The sequence below is a fragment of the Haloplanus sp. HW8-1 genome, assembly GCF_023703795.1.
Classification (GTDB): Archaea; Halobacteriota; Halobacteria; order Halobacteriales; family Haloferacaceae; genus Haloplanus; species Haloplanus pelagicus.
The window spans coordinates 71,886-91,858 of sequence record NZ_CP098520.1 but is presented as its reverse complement, the minus strand read 5'-3'; the positions used below and the strand labels follow the sequence as shown (position 1 = coordinate 91,858).

General features: G+C 58.2%; 18 protein-coding genes. 14 read left to right on the top strand and 4 right to left on the bottom strand.

Annotated features, from left to right (window positions below):
• Positions 1-6: 6 nt before the first annotated feature.
• On the bottom strand, positions 7-201 hold the full coding sequence (locus NBT82_RS19445) for a hypothetical protein (protein ID WP_251331615.1): 195 nt from the start codon (positions 199-201) through the stop codon (positions 7-9).
• A gap of 374 nt (positions 202-575) precedes the next feature.
• On the opposite strand from NBT82_RS19445, the gene NBT82_RS19440 reads away from it, so the two are divergent.
• Together NBT82_RS19440 and NBT82_RS19435 are read left to right on the top strand one after the other, a co-directional pair.
• Complete coding sequence (locus NBT82_RS19440; RefSeq protein ID WP_251331614.1) at positions 576-1,454, top strand: DUF6166 domain-containing protein; 879 nt, start codon at positions 576-578, stop codon at positions 1,452-1,454.
• Positions 1,455-1,782: 328 nt separating this feature from the next.
• Positions 1,783-3,345, top strand: coding sequence for a hypothetical protein (locus tag NBT82_RS19435; protein WP_251331613.1), 1,563 nt, complete (start codon positions 1,783-1,785; stop codon positions 3,343-3,345).
• 249 nt (positions 3,346-3,594) lie between these two features.
• On the opposite strand, the gene NBT82_RS19430 is transcribed toward NBT82_RS19435, so the two are convergent.
• Entirely contained in the window at positions 3,595-4,989 is a 1,395-nt protein-coding gene (locus NBT82_RS19430) for a protein adenylyltransferase SelO (protein WP_256309226.1), read from the bottom strand.
• Between the two features lie 240 nt (positions 4,990-5,229).
• Between NBT82_RS19430 and NBT82_RS19425 the strand changes: the two genes are divergently transcribed.
• Both NBT82_RS19425 and NBT82_RS19420 read left to right on the top strand, forming a co-directional pair.
• Positions 5,230-5,817, top strand: coding sequence for a helix-turn-helix domain-containing protein (locus NBT82_RS19425; RefSeq protein WP_251331611.1), 588 nt, complete (start codon positions 5,230-5,232; stop codon positions 5,815-5,817).
• 5 nt (positions 5,818-5,822) lie between these two features.
• Positions 5,823-6,356: a PIN domain-containing protein gene (locus NBT82_RS19420; RefSeq protein WP_251331610.1), complete on the top strand. Its 534-nt coding sequence runs from the start codon at positions 5,823-5,825 to the stop codon at positions 6,354-6,356.
• Positions 6,357-6,450: 94 nt separating this feature from the next.
• On the opposite strand, the gene NBT82_RS19415 is transcribed toward NBT82_RS19420, so the two are convergent.
• Positions 6,451-7,776: an RNA-guided endonuclease InsQ/TnpB family protein gene (locus NBT82_RS19415; RefSeq protein WP_112077778.1), complete on the bottom strand. Its 1,326-nt coding sequence runs from the start codon at positions 7,774-7,776 to the stop codon at positions 6,451-6,453.
• A gap of 561 nt (positions 7,777-8,337) precedes the next feature.
• On the opposite strand from NBT82_RS19415, the gene NBT82_RS19410 reads away from it, so the two are divergent.
• Positions 8,338-9,942: an AAA family ATPase gene (locus tag NBT82_RS19410; protein ID WP_251331609.1), complete on the top strand. Its 1,605-nt coding sequence runs from the start codon at positions 8,338-8,340 to the stop codon at positions 9,940-9,942.
• A 149-nt stretch (positions 9,943-10,091) separates the two neighbouring features.
• Here NBT82_RS19410 and NBT82_RS19405 read toward each other — a convergent pair whose 3' ends face one another.
• Positions 10,092-10,325 (bottom strand): hypothetical protein, encoded by a 234-nt coding sequence (locus NBT82_RS19405; RefSeq protein ID WP_251331608.1) that lies wholly within the window; start codon positions 10,323-10,325, stop codon positions 10,092-10,094.
• A gap of 356 nt (positions 10,326-10,681) precedes the next feature.
• Between NBT82_RS19405 and NBT82_RS19400 the strand changes: the two genes are divergently transcribed.
• The 9 genes from NBT82_RS19400 (at position 10,682) to NBT82_RS19365 (ending at position 19,850) form a co-directional block, all read left to right on the top strand.
• Positions 10,682-13,582: a VWA domain-containing protein gene (locus tag NBT82_RS19400; RefSeq protein WP_251331607.1), complete on the top strand. Its 2,901-nt coding sequence runs from the start codon at positions 10,682-10,684 to the stop codon at positions 13,580-13,582.
• Between the two features lie 278 nt (positions 13,583-13,860).
• Positions 13,861-14,796, top strand: coding sequence for a hypothetical protein (locus NBT82_RS19395; protein WP_251331606.1), 936 nt, complete (start codon positions 13,861-13,863; stop codon positions 14,794-14,796).
• Between the two features lie 2 nt (positions 14,797-14,798).
• A complete protein-coding gene (locus tag NBT82_RS19390; RefSeq protein ID WP_251331605.1) occupies positions 14,799-15,713 on the top strand; it encodes an N-6 DNA methylase in 915 nt (304 codons plus the stop codon).
• Positions 15,710-16,009: a zinc finger domain-containing protein gene (locus tag NBT82_RS20380; protein WP_425601782.1), complete on the top strand. Its 300-nt coding sequence runs from the start codon at positions 15,710-15,712 to the stop codon at positions 16,007-16,009. Before NBT82_RS19390 ends, NBT82_RS20380 begins: the two co-directional genes overlap by 4 nt.
• Before the next feature lie 99 nt (positions 16,010-16,108).
• Positions 16,109-16,444, top strand: coding sequence for a hypothetical protein (locus tag NBT82_RS19385; protein ID WP_251331604.1), 336 nt, complete (start codon positions 16,109-16,111; stop codon positions 16,442-16,444).
• Between the two features lie 315 nt (positions 16,445-16,759).
• A complete protein-coding gene (locus NBT82_RS19380) occupies positions 16,760-17,227 on the top strand; it encodes a hypothetical protein (RefSeq protein ID WP_251331603.1) in 468 nt (155 codons plus the stop codon).
• An 86-nt stretch (positions 17,228-17,313) separates the two neighbouring features.
• The gene (locus NBT82_RS19375) at positions 17,314-18,567 is read left to right on the top strand and encodes a deazapurine DNA modification protein DpdA family protein (protein WP_251331602.1); all 1,254 of its coding nucleotides are present in this window, start codon (positions 17,314-17,316) and stop codon (positions 18,565-18,567) included.
• A 57-nt stretch (positions 18,568-18,624) separates the two neighbouring features.
• Positions 18,625-18,969: a hypothetical protein gene (locus tag NBT82_RS19370; protein ID WP_251331601.1), complete on the top strand. Its 345-nt coding sequence runs from the start codon at positions 18,625-18,627 to the stop codon at positions 18,967-18,969.
• Between the two features lie 347 nt (positions 18,970-19,316).
• Entirely contained in the window at positions 19,317-19,850 is a 534-nt protein-coding gene (locus tag NBT82_RS19365; protein WP_251331600.1) for a hypothetical protein, read from the top strand.
• Positions 19,851-19,973 lie beyond the last annotated feature (123 nt).

Sequence of the window (19,973 nt, the reverse complement as noted above, 5' to 3'; positions counted from 1 at the left end):
ACTTCGCTAACCTCCCTCAGCGACGGCGATACCTATGCAGATATACGGCTTGGCGAGACATTCATCGTTTCTGTCGATCGTTCCGAGGATGCACTCACTATCCGGGTATTCCACCCGGACGAACCGGAGACCGCCATCGGCGAACACTGCCTCGATCTCAGTCCTGACGGAGCAAACGACGAGACCACCGTTGGGGCACATACCGGGACTGACCCGACCACGAACAGCGATTTGGCTCTTGGGTAGTTACTCGATCGATGGCTCCTGGACGCTACGCGGCTCCTCTCTCGATTATCGATACGAGAACTGAAACCCAGCGGAAGTGTCCGTACTGTCGCTGGGAGACGAACTCACTCTATAGACTCGACAGCTGGCCAGACGACTACGCGGGCTGCGCGTCCTGCGTTCTCGAGGCACTTGCCGATGACGACGAGTACCTCATCTACCATTCGTCTCCGACCAACCTAGAGCAATCACAACCGAGTCCCACACCATCGACCGAGGCACGACCCGCCTCGGACCCGTCGCAGTCCCACCAATCCGCTGATGGATAACCCACCTTCAGACTTAATCTCATGCCAGCAAAAACCGATTACTCGCGAAAAACGAAATGGAAGAACGAACCGTACCAAGGCGAACGAGGCGTTGGCGGAAACTTCGTCTACGCTGGCGATAACCTGCTCGACAAGCATCTGTTCGTCCACCGACTCGCTCCCGGCGGATTCGACTGGGGGCCTGACGCCTCTGACGAGAAGGCCAGTCAACTCGCTATCGCACTCCTCGCCCCGCTCAAAGGCGTGGACTACGCTGTCGAACACTACCACCTATTCGCGGAGAACTTCGTCCGGCGTGAACTAACCGACGATACCTGGGAAATCAAACGTCAAGACTACCGCTCAGATGAGTACGTCGAGGCCATCGACGGTCGCGACTACCCCGAAAACACCGCCCCCGGCCCCGAAGACGTTCCCGATCTCGAGGATGCCGACCTCGAGTCCATCACGTACGCCGCGGAGATCGCTCTCGCCGAGAAGTACGCGGAGGTTCTGTGGCAGTCGGGGAACCGTCGCGAGAACCTTCGACGGCTGAAAGCCATCTGGAGCGGTGAGGAAGATCCCGCCAGCGACGCCGTCGCTTCGGGGACACTTTATCGAATTCAAGGCCTCGACATTCCCTCGAACGCCCGCAGTACGCTCGTCAAGCAGTTCGACTCGATGGGCGAACTCGCAGCCTGGGTCTGCTATGGGCGCAATCACTCCCAGCTCGCGGGGATCAGCGACGCATCCGCGAAGAAAATCACTAACGCTCGCCCCGGCTTCGTCCAGTACTTCGGCGGTACAGAGCACATCCCCGAGCACGACACCCGTGAAATGTCGCTCTCGGAGATGTCCAACACTCGGGGCGACACCGCCCAGCAGACGTTCACAAGTACTCTTAGTGAGGCAGACGAGTAACCCACAGCAGCCTGACCGACTCGGCTTCCCTCTCACCTGTTTGTTCCCCCCTGTTCGGTGGGGGGATCGGATGTCCAAACAGAACACTCCAAGCGTTCCGCGCGTCGATTGACGACCACCGGGACGGATTCTGTTCGGGCTCTCCACCACCCCCCATCTTTCTCCTCTCGGCTCTAGCGGTTCTCCACGCTCCACTCCCCTTCGTAGCTGTAGTACTGTGCGGCAAACTCCCATGATACGGGATCGGCCGTCTCGTCTCTGCGTTTTCTCCGTTCACTCCCAGCCGTGTGCGTACTCCCGCGGCATTTTCGATACCGAGGACTCACCCATGTCAACAGAATCCAAATCCAGTTCCAGCCAGCCTCGCTCCCCCGGCTCCGACTCGAACGAGAACGAGACCGAGAACACCAGTGGGGACGAGAACGATACTAGCGCCAGTCGCACCGATACCGACCGCCCGCCCCTTCCGCTTGCCGATCTCCTAACCCGAGAGACAGACCGAAAATTCGTCGGCCTCACTGAGAACGACTCCCGGGAATATCCCGATGAAGTTCCACCGGAAACCCGGTGTTCGGCAGCGAACTCCCGCTCGTTTAAGGAAGCTATCCAAGCCCTCCCGAAGGCGAACTCCGGTGAACTCTGGGCGACCAACGATTTCGTCGAGACATCCGGGCGTGTCGACACTGCCGTCATCCGCCGTGTGCATGGCCTCGACGTCGACGCACTCGAATCCTATACCGGAAGTTCGATCGAAGACCTCGCCGCCGCGAGTGAGGCCGACGCAGTCGTGCGTGTCTATGATCATCAAGATATCGTCGACGACCGCCGAAAGGCGTTGAACGCGCTCGGCTACGATGTTAAGTTCCGGTGGCAGATCGCCTCGGATTCGTACTCCATTATCAACCCACAGGAGGCGTATCTCCCCATCATCAGTGCACTCCAGCAGCGCGGCGAAACCAATCCCTTCGGGTGGGTGTCCTACCGCGATTGGGGTGGGTTGTTCAAGATGGTCGTCATCTGCCCGAGCCTCCGTCACGTCGTCTCCGGCGATCAGGGGGACATCGAAGACGACGTCGAAGAAGACGGCATCACCACCGCTGTTAGTAACGATAGCGACTCCGATGAGGACTCCAACAAAGACGAGGAAGGATCGGAGACCATCATCTACGGCGGCTTCCAGACCGGGTACGACTTCCGAGGCACGCAGACGCTCTGGGCGCGACCTGTCCTCTTCTTCCCCGACAGCGGGACCGTCCTTCCCGATATGGGCGAACGGTACACACGGCGGCACTACGGGAAAGCCACGAATGCCGATCACGAACGCAGTCAGGGCCGTGTCCCGATTAGCGAGTGGTGGCGCTCTATCTACGACGACATCGACACTCGGATGATCGAGGTCGATACCGCTATTCGTCGGACACGGGCCATCGCGTACGACTTTGAGGACCTCCCTTTCTCCGTCGAAGACTGCTACACCTACTGGGGGATCGCATTCAAATACGCAGAGCGGGCCGCCGACCGAGCGATCTCGATCGCAAAGCCCTCCTCGCGACCAACTGTGTTCAACCTTCAGCTCTCCTTGCTCATCGCGGTACTACAGGAATACGAGGGATCGATGGCCTCGGATACCTATCAGGAGTACCTTGAGGTCGCTGGCGAGTTGTTCAGAAAGCCAGCGATGATGATCCAACTCGCCATGCAAGAGTACGACCGGCGGACGGACGACGACTCCCAGCATGTCCTTCCCGAGAATCAGCAGACGCTCAGTGACTCTCTCGAAGACATCGTCGATATCCCGGGCATCAGCGTCGATACAGAGGCCGACCTCTCGGATCAGCAAGCACACCGAGTGCAGGATCAGCTTCAGCGACGACTCGGTGACATCTCCTGATTCACCGTGAACGAAGTGGTCATTCAACTGTGGATTCGTGAGTTCATAATCACACGCTCAAATATTAGATGGCAGATAATTCTCTCACCGCGTGCAAGATGGAGGGCGCGAGTCTTGCATTTGTGAATACTGCTCTCTCAATCGGCGATGCCCAACAGTTCATCAACAGTAACTGCTGTTTGCCCGATGATAGTGTCCTCGCATGAGCAATGGCGAGTTGATGAGTATACCTACTTTGGTACTATTGGCTCACGTATTACAGTACGTTGTATACTCCGTATCGAATTCTCGTGGCGGCGGTTGCTGGAATTGTGAACCCATATCCTTCGATATATAGGGGTTTTCCAGCACGTTCAATAACCGTTCGAATGTGGAAAGAGTCCCAGTTTCGAGATACTCGTCCAATGCCTGTTCAACCAGGTAGTTGCGGGGAATGTACCGCGGATTGGCCTCCTGCATCAACTCCTCATCTAGGCCGACAGCAGCCAGTTTATCTCTGAGCTGTTCGAATTCTGTAGTTGCAAACGCTGGGTCATCAAACGTACCGGGCGTCTCTAATTCGAGGAACGTATTGGTATAGTCTGCGTTCGACTTGCGGAGCCACTCCAGGAATTCATCGACGAGTGCTTCCTCATCATCCGAGGTGATCCCCAGCTTCTTTCGCGTCATCGTGTAGTATTGTGCATCAAATCGATCGTCAAATTCGTCCAGTTTACTTTCGAGTTCATCATACGTGAGCGCCGTTCGTGTACACAGCGGTTGGAGCGCCTCTGCGAGACGTTCGAGATTCCACCGCAAAATGGGTCGCTGGTTGCCGAACGCATATCGCCCGTGCTTGTCGATCGAGCTGAAGACCGCATCCTCATCATAGTAATTTATGAACGCACAGGGCCCGTAATCAAATGTTTCTCCATCGATACTCATGTTGTCGGTATTCATCACGCCATGAACGAATCCGACACGCAGCCAGTCGACAACCATCTCAATCGACGACTGCATGACTGCATCAAAGAAATCGAGGTATGGACGATCCGCTGCAGTTAGCTGTGGGTAGTGTCTGTCGATAACGTAGTCAGTGAATCGCTGTAGTTCGTCGGCTGCTCGGCTTGCAACATACTGAAAGGTCCCGTATCGAATATGGCTGTTCATCACTCGGACAAGAATGGCTCCAGGTTCCTTCCGCCGTCGTCGGATCGCTTCGTCAGTTTCGAGGACAGCTAGGCTTCTCGATGTTTTGATGTGTAGATTCTGCATCGCATATGAATACAGATACTCTCTGAGCATCGAGCTGACAGTTGCGTTGCCGTCGCCTCTCCCGGAGTACGGCGTTCGACCGGAGCCTTTTAATTGGATATCGTATCTATCACCATCGCGCACATGTTCGCCGAGTATCATCGCTCTCCCATCGCCCAGGACGGTAAAGCTCCCATACTGGTGGCCTGCATATGCTTGGGCGATTGGTTCTTCCAAGAGGTCTTGGCCTGCTAGAATGGTAGTATTGAGTTCCGCTGGATCCAATCCAAGATCAGCACAGAGCCCGTCATTACGAACTACAATTTCTGGATTAGCGATACTTTTTGGCGTTACTCTCGAATAGAGGTTTGGGTCCAAATTTTTATACGTGGTATCAAATGAAAACGTCATTTTGTCTTAAGTAGTATTATTTTGCTTGTTGAATAAACTTACTTTTGAGGATATTAAGATACGGTCAGTAGAGAGATTCAAATCGGCGCGTGCTGCATAATCTTCTATCTCTTACACACGGTTCTATCAAATAATGAGTCTCTTCTCCGGTTTGAGGAATAACAAACCCCCCAATCAACGGTTGGAAGCACCACTTAGCCCACCGATACAACTTTATGTATTCCGCGGAAATTAAAATACATGGCCAAATCAGCTCTCTCGGGTTCGCACCCGTTGGATACGATGCTGGCAGTTTCTGACGTGATCCAGAACGAACGGTTGGCACGTCTGTACGCTCGGGTACTCGAACTCGACACCCCCACTGTAGAGGAGCTCGCAAGCCGTTCTGCGAGTTCTCAAACCACGGTCTACGAGGATGTCAAGCATCTCGTGGAAATCGGTGTCCTCAAGCGCGTGACGGACTCTCAGCCGCACCGATATAGCGCTCGTCGGGTCGATATGACCATACAGACCGGGGAAGAGACGTTTCAAATCACCCCGACGCTTCTCGTTGCCCTGGCTCAACGCGACTCAAACGACAATATCGAACTTTACGTCGAACGCCACGAAGTCAGCGGTCTGGCGACGGCAATCGAATACGCTCGGGCCTACACGAAATCGGAGATGACTGCCCGGATTATGGCTCGCGAGCAGGAGATTCCCGTCCTCGAAGCCGAAACAATCCTCCAGGAACTCCAGGAAATCCTCCTTGATGTAGAAAACGAGATTTCGACGGAAATCGATATCGAGGCGTTGGACGCAGATGTCGACGAGCGAACCGGCGAGTAGTACCCGTGCCGGAACACCTCTTTCCCGATGTCGAGAGCCACCTCATTGACACGAATCTCTTCATTCGCTTCGAGCGCCACGATACGATTGGCCTGCTCAAGCGGGCAGTGACCGAACACGATATCGTTCTCTTGGTCCCGCAGCGAGTATACGACGAACTCACGCCAGAGTCCTATCCCTACGACCAACCTCCAATTGACGATGCGATAGAATCCGGCTGGGTGCAGGTCTTGGATGAAGTTGATTACTCGAACCCCGTCGTTTCAGCCACGATGGATATGGTTCGACACTATATCTCCGCCGCAACTGAGCGTCCCGAGCATACGATAGAGCAAGCCGATGCAGAAGTAGGTGGGGCGGCTGCTACGCTCTTGGAAGACGGACTCACAAACTCGATAGCGATCTACACGAACGACAGAGCCGCATTCCGTGGGATTGAGCGAGCACTCTCTCAACACAGCTACGAGAATCACGTTCAGTTAGTCAAGGCGTTCGATTTCGCGGATACCGTCGAGAACAGATATCAATTCTCTAGATAACCACTCTTTCAACAATCAGACGAATGGAGTATTGACATCCTCCTCCGCGTGAACGCGGAGGAATCCCACGGCACCGCACCGCTGGATTGGGATATTAGGGTTTGCAGTCCACCACCTCTGTCCGAGGTTGGAATCCTCGGGAGAGGTCATGAAGGTAGACTCCGGGCTGTGCCAACCAGCCGGTACTCCTATCCTCGTCCAAACTGGCCGAAGACTCAGAGTTACTTTCGCTATTGTTGATGTCGTGGCGGATGTTTTCCGCCCCGTTCACGTCAGCGTTGAACGCCGCATCACACTCCTCGCACACGTACAAGCCGCGTTCGACACGCTGACTATCGTCTTCTCTACCGCACACGCAACACGTCTTACTCGTATCGCGCTCTGACACTTCCACGACTTCGATTCCCTCGACCTTCGCCTTGTACGTGAGAATCGACGTGAAGCGGTCGAACGCCCACCCGTGCAAGTCAAGGTTGCCGTGCCGACCCCAATTCTTCGAGTCGCCGTCTTCGTCCTCGCGGACGCCTTCCAAGTCTCCGACATTTATTCGCCCAACACCCTTCTCGACGCACTGTTCAACGATGTGTCTCGCTAAGGAATGGAAGAAGTGGGTGCGGCGTTCCGACCACTTGTGATGCAGTCGAGTGGCCCGTTTGCCACCCGAGTCGTCGCACTTGGCGATTTCTTTCGGGAAGTAGTACCCGTCTTGTTTGAGGCGGTTGCCGGGGTACAGGTCGGCGTCTTCGGTGCTGTAGGCGACGGCAGCGAAGTTGCTGATGCCGAGATCGATACCCGCCGTTTCGTTGCCGGGTGCGGTGGGCGTCTCGACTTCGTCTTTGCAGACGAGATGCAGCTCCCACCGTTCATTCGACTTATCGTAGACCGCGCGAACTTGTTGTAGGTTATCGACGGTGACGCCGGGGCGCGTCTCGTACTCGACAAGGATGTACTCCCACGCTTTCGGGTGTTCCTTATGATTCGCGCCTTTCGAAAGTCGGACACAGTTGTTCTTCGTGTCGTGGCGGATGCCGTTCTGTTTCCACGTCACCGTCGAACGGGGGTGTTCTTCGTGGACGCGGTTGCCGTCGTTGTCGTAGTAGTTTTTCTTGCAGTAGCCGGGCGGATTCGCGCGATCATCGGACTGCCTCTTGCCGTACCACGAGTTAAAGGCTTCAGCGAGTTCCTCCAGAACGCGCTGACTGGACTGACTATGCAGTCCCTTGTATTTTGGATGGGTCTTCAACTCGTCTTTGAGGTCGCCGTGGTCGGGAATCTCGCCCGTTTCCTCCCACACTTCTCGGGAGTGGTAGTTAGCGACGTTCCAGAGCTTGCTGGCCGACCACCCGTGCCGGTTGAGCGGTTCCTCTACCTGCTGGTGGTTGAGGATTTTCGCTTGGTGTGTTCGGTGGACTTCCAGCATCTTGAACGCCTGTATAATCACTTATACTTGTTTCTGTTGTAAAAGTGTGGGTTGAGACTGGTGGAATATCCGGCCCTGCCATAGATGGTGGGTTGTGGAATGGGTTGTCGAATTCATCCCGCGCCTAAAGGCCTGTCTCTTACCCATAAGTTCACGGAGTCCCAAACAGACGTTTCAGACGCTGTCGAACCCAATCTGCAATCGGAAGATCGAGGCGAGGAGTGATCCGGGCGATGATCTCGGCGGTAGGGGGTTACTGAATGTGGTACACGGGATTAGCAAAATCGTTCCATAGGAGTGTTAAATCTGTAGATATCGAGGTTTCGATCGGATTTATTGACCTCGGCAACGACTCGATTTGTGGGTAAGAGACAGGCCTAAAGGCGCGGGTATTCGCCTTGCTCTTTATAATCGAGAGCCGTACCTCGTTTCCCTGTTCGGAATTCGATTCTAGACACCGACCGTTGCACGCTCTCTGACGGTGGAACGCCATTTTTGTCGCCCCCCGACAGGTGAAGGGGCTGGAAAGGCCCAGACAGAACGCCTCGACCACCAGAACTCATGTCCTCAGCATCCACCGCGAGTGGCGACACCACTCCCGAAGGCCAGGTTGTCCTCTCACACCTCGTGAACCGACTCCTCCAACGTGAAGGAGGCAACGTCCCTGTCGAGCGAGTGGCGCTACGAGTGTCCGACTACGTCGACCTCTCCGACCAGGACGCCGCCGACCTCATCGACGAGGGGGACGACGCCGGTATTTACACGCTAGATCGCTCTTCGAGCGGGAACGCCACCATCACCGGCGTTTCACCACAGGGGACGGAACCCGAGGTCATCACCGATGCCTTCGGCGAACTCCAACAAGACACCGACGTTGACTTCCGCATGATCGAAGTCGTGACCGACACGATTAATGACGCCCTCCAAGACGCCGGGTACGACGCCTTCGAGTCGCTCGCGGACGCCAACGTTGACGACATCGCCGGCCTCACCAGCACGCTCACCGAGAGCCGCGCCGAGAACCTCCTCAAAGAGGCCGCCACGCACGTCCCCGTTGGACTCCGCCTCGCGAAGAACGCCGCCACCTACTACGACCAGCGGATGGACCCCGACACCGAACGGGCTGCCGCTCGCGTCACCGACCTCTCGCTCGTCACCGATTCCGTCGGTGAACCCCAGTACCACTCCGAGGGGTGGGAGCCCGACGACGAGCGCGGAATGTACGTCTCCGATATCGGCCGCAACGCCGGGAGCCCCGTCACCACTGGCCTGCACATCCTCGACGATCCCGACTACCCGAGCGTCCCGAAGGCCGCGACTCACCCCGACGCAGCCTATGACGCGCTCCCGGTCGACGACAACGGCGAGGTCGTCCCACCTGCCGTCCCCATCGACCCACGCTTCCAGCTCCCCCTTGACGAACTCATCGCGAAGAAACTCGCCCGTGGCCTCATCCCGATTCGGGTGGTCGGGCCGCGTGGGTCGGGGAAGAATTACCTTCTCAAGTATCTGTGCCACAAGACAAACCGGGGCTACCAGTCAATCGATGTCGACCGAGCGACCGAACCCGAGGACCTTTTCGGCCCGCTCGTTCCCGATGGCGACGTCATCGTTCCCCGCAACGGCGCCGTGAAACAGGGCCTTCTGAACGGCGATACGATCGTCATCAACGAGTTCCCCGTCATGCAGGCCGGCGCTGCCATCGCGTTACACCGACTCTTGAACGAGGGGACGCTCTTGGTGAAGAGTCACGGTGAACTCGTTGAGCCCCACCCGTCGGCCCGCCTCGTCATCACTATGAACCCGCCGACCCGCGAGTACCGGGATTCGGAGCCGATGAACTCGGCGACGAGAGGCCGCTTCCGCTCGTTCGAGCAGCCCTACATCCAGGATGTTGAGGAAGAAGTGGATACGCTCGACAGGCAGGTGAACAGCGGTAAACCCGTCGTGGATCGACCGACGCTTACAAAGATCGTCCAATTCGCCCACAAGACCCGGGAGAAAGAGTCCTGGCCGACGCTCTCGACGCGGAATCTCACTATCCTCTGTGAACACATCGAAGACGGAGTGTACCCAAAGGCTGCCGTCAAAGGAGTGCTCTGGGGAGTCGCCGAACCAAACCAGTATCCCGAGGACGCCTACGAAACGCTCAACGACTACCTCTAAAGAAGGTGTCATATAATGATTCGCATACTCTAATGTTCGAGACTCCTGGTTTGATCAGTACAGAGCATCTATTCAGCACGTGGTCACTCCGATGCCATTCCTGATTTGCTGAGCCAGCCGTGTCATTCGGCGTGTAACTCGACCTGCTCTCACCCTTCGTTTTGAACCAGTCTATCCCACTGCGAAACCCAAGCGACGTTCTCGAAAGCGACAGTCAGGAGATAGGCAAACACTGGAAGAGTAAGGCCCATCCCAACGAGATATGTTACATCAATATCCCCGGTGGGGCCAAAGATACCGACGTATTGGAGAACCGCGATGGTCACGAGAACAGTCGCTACAAATTCTGCGTAACCACTGTATGAGGGGGAGGGAAGCCTCATATTAGTAGCAATCAGTTGGCAGACGCAAAGAAATTTCGCAACGTCTCTGTGCAAGACTCGCAGGAGTACTGAACAGTTGATTCACCATTTATTGATTGAAACAATACTTTGTGAAGAGTTGTATGGCACCCTCCTAGAGGAACCATCGCGCTTGTTTGTGCGCCCCCGTGACGGCGAGGGGCAGCATGCTCTGTCCATTACTCGTCCGTCCCCGCCTCGGTCCTGTTCCAACCATGTCAGTTCAACGCCATCAGGTCGCAGACGACCTCAAACCAAACGTCGCTGTGAGATCGCGAATTTCTACACAGCGGGCCGACCGTCTCCGCGAGTTTATCCTCGGTCACTTACCCAGGGATGTGACCGTCGACGTCGTCATTTCCTCCAGCGTCCAGACTGCTGCCGTTCTCCCCGCCGACGTCGATGCCATCGTCTCCTCGGATGCGACCGAAATCGAACGCGCTCAGGCCGAACAGTTGCTCGCCGGCGTCGACGCCGACTACCTGGTACTGGTGACCGGGAACGAAGCCGATCTCACGCGAATCCCACTCAACGACCAGCTCACCGCCGACCATGCCCACCAGTTCGGATTGGCTTTTCACGAACTTCTCCATATACTCAAGACCGCCATCACAGCCATCTCGGAACTCCTCGTGGCCGAGATCGACCCCGAGTACCACACTCAGGTTCACGACCTTATCAACATCGTCGAGGATGGCGCAATCGAGTCCGAAGCTATCTTCGGCAAGAATTTCAGCGATAACGCCGGGATCCGACTCGAACTCACCCGGCGACTTCACTCGCAGACCCCCGAGGATATCCCTGATGGGGAGGAAATCCGCTACTCCTTCTGGGACGCCGTAACGGGTTGTCTGTACGACGAGGCCATCTATCCGACGGGGACGACCGACGTTCTCCTCGACGGAGATGACCCTCGCATACAGTTCAAGAGTGACGCGGATCGGGATGCATTCGAGGCGATTCATTCGGAACTGTGTACGCTGTCTGACGACGTACACGCGATTCGGAGCGCCGACCGATCAGACATCACTCACAACCACGACAAGACCGCCTCGATCCGTCGAGCGCGACAGGTTATCCAGACCTGGACCGACCATATTCAGCCCGTCCTCGAGGCCGACGAAGAGGACGAAGAAGAGGACGAAGAAGAGCAGGAACAGGACGCCCAAGACAATCAACAGGGGGCCGTCGACGAGAACGAAAGCGGGCAGCAAGACCAGTCCAGCGGGGATGGGGGTGGCGAGGCCGCAGATCCGCCCGAGACGCCATCCGACCCTGACGCGGGCGACGACATCTCCAGTAGAAACGAAGGCCCACAGGACGGCGAGGGGGACGCTGGTACAGATGAGGATTCACAGGGACCGTCACAGCCACAGCCACAGTCCCCGACACAACTCCCCGAAGACTTTGATCCGAATGACGTCTCACTGTCGCGGGAAGCAACGAGTGACCCCCGCCAAAACGTCTTCGAGCAACCGCCGGTTACCGACGATCCCGACCCCACCGACGTCGACGATATCGACAATCAAGGAGGAGGTGACGAACAGGCCCCCAGCAGCGGTCAGGGCGCACAGGAGCGCCACGGGGATGGTGAGGACACAGGTGGCGCAGAAGCCGACAAGGAGCGACCTGACGCCGCTCAAAACGGGGGAGACGACACCGATGTCAGAGACGAAGATGAGAGCGAAGGTGAGGGACAGACCGAGTCAGACTCCGAACCGTCGAGTCGGGCCCAAGCCATCGCGCAGGCCGCCGACCGCGCCCGACAACGTGAGCAGGAACAACAGGGAGAGAACCCGGGTCAAGAGACCAACTCTTCCGAGACAGAAGCACCGTCGAAGTCACCATCGCCCGAGAAGAACACGGGTGACGTCCCGAAATCCGCCGCGTCGAGTTCTATCGACACTCAGCAACAGAACCAAGACCAGCTCACTCTCGGGGAATTTGGCGGCAATACCCAAGACGATCGCGAGAGCGAAAGTCCCGATACAAGCGAAGACGAGATCGACGATAATCCGGGCGCAGGCGAGGGTGACGACGAGCATTCCTCGGACGAGTTGGATGATGCAGGGCAGTCGGACCAAGCGGAGACCCCGACGCCCGAGACAGCGAGCAGTGGCGCGGCGGCGGAGGACATGGACACCGACGCACGTTTGGAATCGGAGTCCGGTTCAGAGCCCGAAGCCGAATCAGACGCTGAATCGGAGCCAAATATCCCGGAGGGGCCTGCCCACGCCGAGAGTTCGACGAGGTCACCCGACGAAGACGAAGCCACCTACGAGAATGCCCTCGCCGGAGACGAACGCGCGGCCCACGGTGAGTCCGAGCGCGAAGGCATCGACGAACAGGCCCTTGAGCAAGAACTCTCCGCGCTCGCTGACCAGCTCGAACGATCCGCGCGCCAGCAAGCACAGAATGGAGAAGAACGGGACAGTGAAGGGGGTGAGCAACAGGGTGGGCCTGGATGCCTGGACGACCTCGATATCTTCCCTATCAGCGACGACCTCGCCCCTCCTCGTGAGTGGGGCGCTATCGAAGAAGGGGCGGATCAAGTCGCAGACACCCTCGAGATGTACCTCCGGCTCGACCGCCGCAAAAGCGTGCGGCGTGGCCTCTCTGCCGGGGCTTACGATTCGCGGGCCGGTCATCGCCTCGCCATCGGCGACCCCCGCGTGTGCAAATCTCGAACGCTTGGGAACGAAAAGCAGTACGCGCTCGTCCTCGTCCTCGACCGTTCTGGGTCGATGCGTCGGGGGTCACCACCGAAGATCGAGGTCGCGACGCAGGCCCTCGCCCGATTCGCGCTCGCCGCCGAGAACCTCGGGATTCGCGTCGCGATCACGGACTTCTACGACGGTGACGCCCGCCTCGTGAAACCATTCAGCATAGACACTCGCCACGTCCAGGCAAATCTCCTCGATAAGACGTGTGGTGGCGGGACGCCCCTCGCTGATGCAATTGGTCTTGCCCATGAGCTCGTCGAAGCACAGCGCGACGAGCCGTTGATAATCACCGTGACAGACGACAACCCCTCCTCGACGGACGCCGTCATCGACCAGATACGGCGATCGTATGCCCCCGTGTGTTCGCTCACTATCGCGACCGATTGCCAGCCCGGGTCGCTCTCTGACAGGGCCTCCGAACTCTCGCTGTACTATGAACGCCAAGAGGCCGTTTACACACCCGAGCGTCTCGACGACAGACTCGACCAGTTCGCGAGCCTGCTAGCCGGGCTGTGATCGGTCAACGTGATTTCATTCGGTTGAGGATCTGCTACGTTTGAAAGTACGAGGATCCCTGCGAATCATTCTAAGATAGTCCTACGCTACGACGACACTCGGTTCGTTACGTAGGACCTTTTCTGGGCCAATTTGTCACCCCCCGCGTCGGTAGCGGGGCGTCCAGCAGACGACCGACGTCAGCACTCCGCCCTTCGTCAATCATGTCCTGTCGAACCATCCACTCAGCCGACGGCAGTGTGCCCCACTTGGCGTTGCCACCAGGCGCACTCGCACATATGGACCGTGACTACGACTACGATGTCGACCGCGATCCACCAAACGTCGAACCCATCGAACACCAGATTCGGTTCGACTTTATGCGCGGCGGGCCTGTCCGTCGCGACCAGCTCCTCGGAGACTACAATCCGTGGGAATACAAAGCCGAGACCCCCGCAACCCATCCCTGGAGAGGGGTGAAACAGAAGCCGGTGGGCCTCAGTCACGCCGAGGCATCGTGCGAAGTACGGATTCGCGAAGAGGAGAAATTCTACGAACACACCGACGATGACACTGTTCTGGTCGACGCACCTGCCTATCTCGCTGCACGTATCCGCGAAGCCCGCGAGCAATCCGACGCCCGCGACGCCGTGCGTGAGGTGCGTAAGGACCGGGAAAAGTGGTATCAGGAACTTATCCCCGGCGCGAATCTCCGACAGATCCTCAAGGAGTCGTCCTACGGGTCGCTGATCGAGAAGTGCATCGGACCCACTCCCGACGCCAACCGCCTCCTCGAGCACAACGCTTTCGTCGGGATGGTCCTCGTCGACGACGACACCGACCCCGACGAGGTCGCCCGAGAACACGACCTCGACTCGGTATACGTCCTCCACGAATCTGCTCTCTCACACGCGAACACCGACGAGCCAGTGGCCCTCGCTGACTACGGCATCGAACTCCCCGCGCCCATCCTTGTCGGAGAGTACGACAGCGGGAGTCAGTACCCATTCATCCCGTGGGGGGACGCCCTCACCTGTTCGTGCCCGTACAAGCAATCCGCACCCTACCGGGTCATGTGCAAACACGAACTCCTCGCAAGCATCGTCTGCGGCGACCACGACTCGATTTTCATCCCCCTTAGCCGGGGGATTGACGTCCCTCACCGCGCTCGTCGATTCGTCAGTCCCGAGATCGCCGTTTCCCACCAGCCGCGAACATCGGGAGGTCTGCCGTAGCCATGGCGACACTCCTAGAACCCGAACACAGCGAACACGTCACCGACCCGCTTGAGGACATCAGTCAGCAAACGGGCGACTCTCCCTACCAGGTCTTCTCCGATTGGGTCAACATGGCGGTTGCCAGCTTCTCCGGCGACGAAGACGCCTACCAGAAACCTCTCGATCGGTATCGGAAGGATGGTCGCGACAAGGAGACGGTTCGAGAGCTCGCGACGCTGCACGCCAACGCCCTCGGGGGTCTCGTCCTCGCGATGGAGGAAACGCGAGAAGACATCCTCGGGGGCGTCTACGAACACTACGGTCTCACCAGCGAGCATTTCGCCCAGTACTTCACGCCCGGATCGGTGAGCCGAGCGATGGCCCAGATAAATCTCCCTGATGCCGACAGTCTTCGTGAGGCAACGCCCGAAGACCCGCTCGTGATCGGTGATATCTCCGGGTGTGGAAGCGGTCGACTCATCACCGACAGTGCCCGCCGACTCCGGGACCTCGCACCGGAGGCTCCGGCCGTTTACCTCGGATACGACAAAGATCCTCTCTGCGCGAAGATGGCCGTACTCAACTTCGTGCTCAACGACATGACCGGATATGTCCTCCTGGGTGACGCCCTGAAACTTGAGGCCCGCCGCGTGTGGTTCATCAGCACCGCCCAGCTCGTCCGGGGCGACCATCCCGTACGAGAACTCGACTCCGGCGAGCGTGACCGTGTCCTCACCCGATTCTTCGGTGCGCCCCACGTCGACGACCTGAACGACGACACCGAAGCCGGCGCCGTACAAGAGGAGTCGGACACTGAGCCCGAGCCGGACGTCGACCCGGAACTGATGCCCGAAGAACCAACACTCGCATCGAATCTCGACGTCACGCTCGACCCGAGTGAGACCTCCCAGACCGGTTTCGACGAGTTCGCATGACTATCTCGTGCAATCGTGACGGTTGTGATCGAACGTGGCCCCGCGACCCCGTCCTCGAGGTGGAGTGCCTGTCGTGTGGCGCTCCCATCGGCACGAAATGCAAGCGCCCGTCGGGGCACGGTGGAAATTTCGTCCATCCACACCGAACACGTGACCGCCTCGCTGTCGACGAAGGCCACTACGGAACGTGCCCGCTCGATATCTGTGCCGAAACGCTCGAAGATATGGACCGCTCGGATACACCCACCGAAGAAGGTGGCGACACCACCGAACAGGTCTCGATCGGAGCATTTTGAATTGTTCTTCCGGCGCTCAACGTCCTACGTTACAACACGGGCGCGAGCGTAGCGTAGGACAAGTTTGTCTCCCCCCGTATCGGTGAGGGACGTACAAACATGACTTATGAAGTCGCAGAAGACGCGCCCGAACGCACCCGTAGGGAAGTAGAACAGCTCCACGAACTCGCGGTCAACACGTTTGGCTACGCCACCGACCATGTCCTCTTCACCGCTCACGGCGACGGGACGATCTCCGGTCGAATCGCCCTCCCTGCCGGTCGTCCGTACGATGACACGGACGACGATCGGGAGCGCACAACACTCCACGACCGAATCGCCCGTCGCTTTCAGGACAACAACGACACCGACCCCGACCCACCCGCTGTCTGCGCACCCATCACCCCAGACGCACCGAGCGCGAATATCCCGGACGAAGCGCAAGCCAGTGTATGACCGGTGACTCTACGCCCAATAACGTGCCTCGGTGGGATGATATCGACCTCGATGCTATCGACTACGAGGCGCGCGATGGCCTCGCATCCGGTCACGAGCGCACGCTTCGAGCACTGCGGTCGAAAATCGGCTCTACGGAGGCGCTGCTCCGACGCTATCTTAGAGAACTCGGTGTCTCATCCGGGGGTGACCTCGCGAAAGTCAGTATCCCGACGCATCTGCAGTATCGCGACCCGTTTGCGTTCGACCGAGCTCGCCGAGCCCGGTGCTCCCAGATGACCCTCGAGAGCCAGCGTAATCGCTTTTCTCGGGTGTATGCCGACCACTGTGCCGAGAAAGCTCGCCTCCGTGAGAAAGCCGAGGCCAAAGGTGATGGTGGCACTAATCATGGGGAGGCAGTCTCCGAATGACTCAGACGTTTATTCCAACACCGTCCCCGAACCGCTACCGCTCGTCGAATCTCTCGTCGACAACGTCCTTGATGAACTCGATGAGATGGGAACCTCGCTCGAAACAGTGAGTTCCGACCAACTGCTCGAGGCCCGCTACTCGGCGCTCGACGATCTCCTCCATACTGACCGCGACACCTTTGGAAGCGATCTCGTCGCCATCGCCTATACGCTCCAGACCCTTGCTCGGGTGTACGATCTCCACGACGTCCAAGAGCCTGCTCAATTCCCTGATTGCGCAACAACCCTTACTGAGACGTTCCGGTCTGGTCTACTGTGGCATCATCTTGAGGCGGCCGTCACCATCGAACTCCTGGACGAACCAAATAGGTGAGATTTCGACTCCGATTCAATTCGCGACAACTGTGCATCTCGTTAACCCCCAATTGCTCGGTCGCCAAGCCACCCGACTGCCTCCGTTTGTCGCTCGCTGGAAGGTGCGCGAGATCAGAGACGATGTCCTCAGAAGCACCCGCCAGTCCCGGTCAGCGATCGCCTTCTCACGGTGAATCGCTATCGCCTGGAGTACAGGAGAGTGAGCGGTTCAAGTTCCACTACACGGTCGGGTCCGGATCATCGCGAAAAGCCATCGGGACGGCTGCACTTGCCGCCACAAATCCCGACGCACTCGATCTCGACGATCTGGAAGCGCTTCTCGCTGCTGGTGTCGACCTCAACGCCATCCCACACCCTGGATACGCGATGATATCCTACGCTCGCCGGGACAATCGCCCTTTCGAGGGGCCGAACTGGTTCATCGATTCCGGCGGGTACAGCGTTCAGAAGAAGTTCAACCATTACCCGACGAGCATCGACGACTATGTTGCCTACTTGAGCGAGTACGACGATCAAATCGAAAAGTACACGCTCCGGGATTGGGCGTGTGCCCACGATCTTCTTCGCGACGCCGACCGGGATGTCCGCACCCACCAGGAGTGGTCAATACGCGACCACGTCTACTGCCTGGAAACTGCGGAGGACGTCGGTCTCACCGCCGAACCCGTTGCCGTCTTGCAGGGGCACGACATCGAAGAGTATCTGTGGTCGTTCGACTACCTCAAAGAGCACGGCCTCGCCTCACCAACGCTTGGCATCGGGTCAATTCTTCGCCCGAACAAAACCAATGAAGTTCGTGCGATCATTCAGGAGTTGCGCGACGCTATCCCCTCGAAGTATGCGCTCCACGGCTTCGGGATCTCGAAGACCGTTCTCGATGACGCCGAGACCCTCTGGGCACTCGATTCGGCCGATACGACGTCGTGGCAGTCGAAGGCCGCTCACGCTCGTGTGACTGACCCTGAGTGGGCCGACCGCGTCCCCGCCTGGATTCGCACTCTCCAAGCGTACATGGACTACGGCGATGCCGTCGACGCACTCATCGCGGCTGCCTACGCCGATGAGCCGGCAGACGCAGCAACCGAACCCGGGCGCTTGCGAGTCGTCCCCCTCAGCGCGTTCGCTGCCGGGAAGCCGGGCCGTCCTGACGTTGCCGACCCGTTGGTTGAGTGTATCTGTGGGAACCTAATCGACCCGAATCGGCATCCATACGAGGAAAATACCGCCTGGTGTCGATTCTGCGAGCAACTCCAGTTCAACCTATGGAACAGGCAGTTCTGTCTGGACGACACCGACGGCGCTGAGATAGAAGAGCCATGTCCTTCGAAAGAACTGTAGCCGCCACATTTGATGTGATTCAGTCTCACTTATGAGCAGACCAGTCCTACTGTACCTGTGAATATTACCTCCAAATATCCGACCCTCAGCCTCGAATCAGAGTTCGAGGCGGACTCCTTCACCATGATTACCATCATGGATGGTCCAGGGGTGAACGGCCTCGAGCGATACTTTCTCGGGTACTATGATGAGGATCTTCGCGACGATGATGGCTCCTTCCTCGCCCGTCCCGTCGGGCATCACGAACTCCCTCACCCGATGACGCTTCCTGAGATCGAAGAGTGGGCGCTCGATTATCTCAGCGTCCCAGAAGAAGCCCTCACCGAATGTGAGGCTCGACAGCTCCGAGCGAAACGAGCACGAGAAGGAGAACAGTCCGACGACGAACGCGAACAGGTGTAGAAGCGGGACCGCTCTCTATGATGACCCCTCAAGATCCGCTCTCCCAACCGAAAGCAGTCACTCCCGGCAGCACTCGACGAGTAACCCGTCGGACTGTTCTCGGCGGTATTGGGACACTTTGCCTCGCCAGCCTCGCCGGATGTCTCGGCGTCTTCGGCGCAGAACCCGTCAACAGCGAGCAGAACGCGACTGACGAAGACGGACCCGGGAGCGGTGGTGGGCAGACTCCTGCTCGAACGTCCACGACGACGAACCAACCCGACACCAGCGACGGAACCCCCGAACCAACGTCCGAGCCTGACCCTGACGACGAGAGACCTGGTGGACTGCCGAACGGTCCCGGCGTGATGCCTGGCGACCTCCCCCCTTCGTACACCAGATATCCTGAACGCTTCGACCAAATTGACCGCGTCTATGTCGGGCCGATCACCTCGCCCGCCACGAACGACTGGAATCCGCATTACGACGATCCCGAGCCTGGGAAGAAACTCGCCGACGTTGCCGTCCACAATTCGACCATCGAGGACTGGGTCGTGAGCCCGCCCCACACGATGCACCGGGTGGACGGCCTCGAGCTCACCGTCGACGGCGACGGTGCGTTCACGGCAGAGGGCGGCTTCCACTACAGAAACAAGTGCGGATACTTTGGCGTCAATCATCTCTATGTTAGGGGGCCCACCGCGACGATCTACCTCGCGTACAGCCACGACCCTGCCTGCTCCGAGAGTGAGGTTCGCGACGAAGAGGGGTATTGGTACGGGCCTGTTACGGTGACGGGGAGCCTTGATGGAGACTTCGACACACTTCGTATCATCCTCCTCAACGGGAACGAGAACCTCGGCGAGTTTGATTCTACAGACACGATGGAATTTGGGATATAGTGGTCCGTCATGGCTAAACTCATCAATATAAATCCAAGACCGGCCTGCCCACGGCCAACTCGTTTGTCGCCTCCGGACGCGGTGCGGGGATCGCCTGCCTCATCAACCCCACTAATCCGCACG

What these genes read in the sequence shown, in the direction of transcription:
- NBT82_RS19445 (WP_251331615.1), bottom strand. Translation starts at nt 201, where the DNA reads ATGTGCCCCAACGGTGGTCTCGTCGTTTGCTCCGTCAGGACTGAGATC.
- NBT82_RS19440 (WP_251331614.1), top strand. Translation starts at nt 576, where the DNA reads ATGCCAGCAAAAACCGATTACTCGCGAAAAACGAAATGGAAGAACGAA.
- NBT82_RS19435 (WP_251331613.1), top strand. Translation starts at nt 1,783, where the DNA reads ATGTCAACAGAATCCAAATCCAGTTCCAGCCAGCCTCGCTCCCCCGGC.
- NBT82_RS19430 (WP_256309226.1), bottom strand. Translation starts at nt 4,989, where the DNA reads ATGACGTTTTCATTTGATACCACGTATAAAAATTTGGACCCAAACCTC.
- NBT82_RS19425 (WP_251331611.1), top strand. Translation starts at nt 5,230, where the DNA reads ATGGCCAAATCAGCTCTCTCGGGTTCGCACCCGTTGGATACGATGCTG.
- NBT82_RS19415 (WP_112077778.1), bottom strand. Translation starts at nt 7,776, where the DNA reads ATGCTGGAAGTCCACCGAACACACCAAGCGAAAATCCTCAACCACCAG.
- NBT82_RS19410 (WP_251331609.1), top strand. Translation starts at nt 8,338, where the DNA reads ATGTCCTCAGCATCCACCGCGAGTGGCGACACCACTCCCGAAGGCCAG.
- NBT82_RS19405 (WP_251331608.1), bottom strand. Translation starts at nt 10,325, where the DNA reads ATGAGGCTTCCCTCCCCCTCATACAGTGGTTACGCAGAATTTGTAGCG.
- NBT82_RS19395 (WP_251331606.1), top strand. Translation starts at nt 13,861, where the DNA reads ATGGACCGTGACTACGACTACGATGTCGACCGCGATCCACCAAACGTC.
- NBT82_RS19390 (WP_251331605.1), top strand. Translation starts at nt 14,799, where the DNA reads ATGGCGACACTCCTAGAACCCGAACACAGCGAACACGTCACCGACCCG.
- NBT82_RS20380 (WP_425601782.1), top strand. Translation starts at nt 15,710, where the DNA reads ATGACTATCTCGTGCAATCGTGACGGTTGTGATCGAACGTGGCCCCGC.
- NBT82_RS19385 (WP_251331604.1), top strand. Translation starts at nt 16,109, where the DNA reads ATGACTTATGAAGTCGCAGAAGACGCGCCCGAACGCACCCGTAGGGAA.
- NBT82_RS19380 (WP_251331603.1), top strand. Translation starts at nt 16,760, where the DNA reads ATGCCGACCACTGTGCCGAGAAAGCTCGCCTCCGTGAGAAAGCCGAGG.
- NBT82_RS19365 (WP_251331600.1), top strand. Translation starts at nt 19,317, where the DNA reads ATGCCTGGCGACCTCCCCCCTTCGTACACCAGATATCCTGAACGCTTC.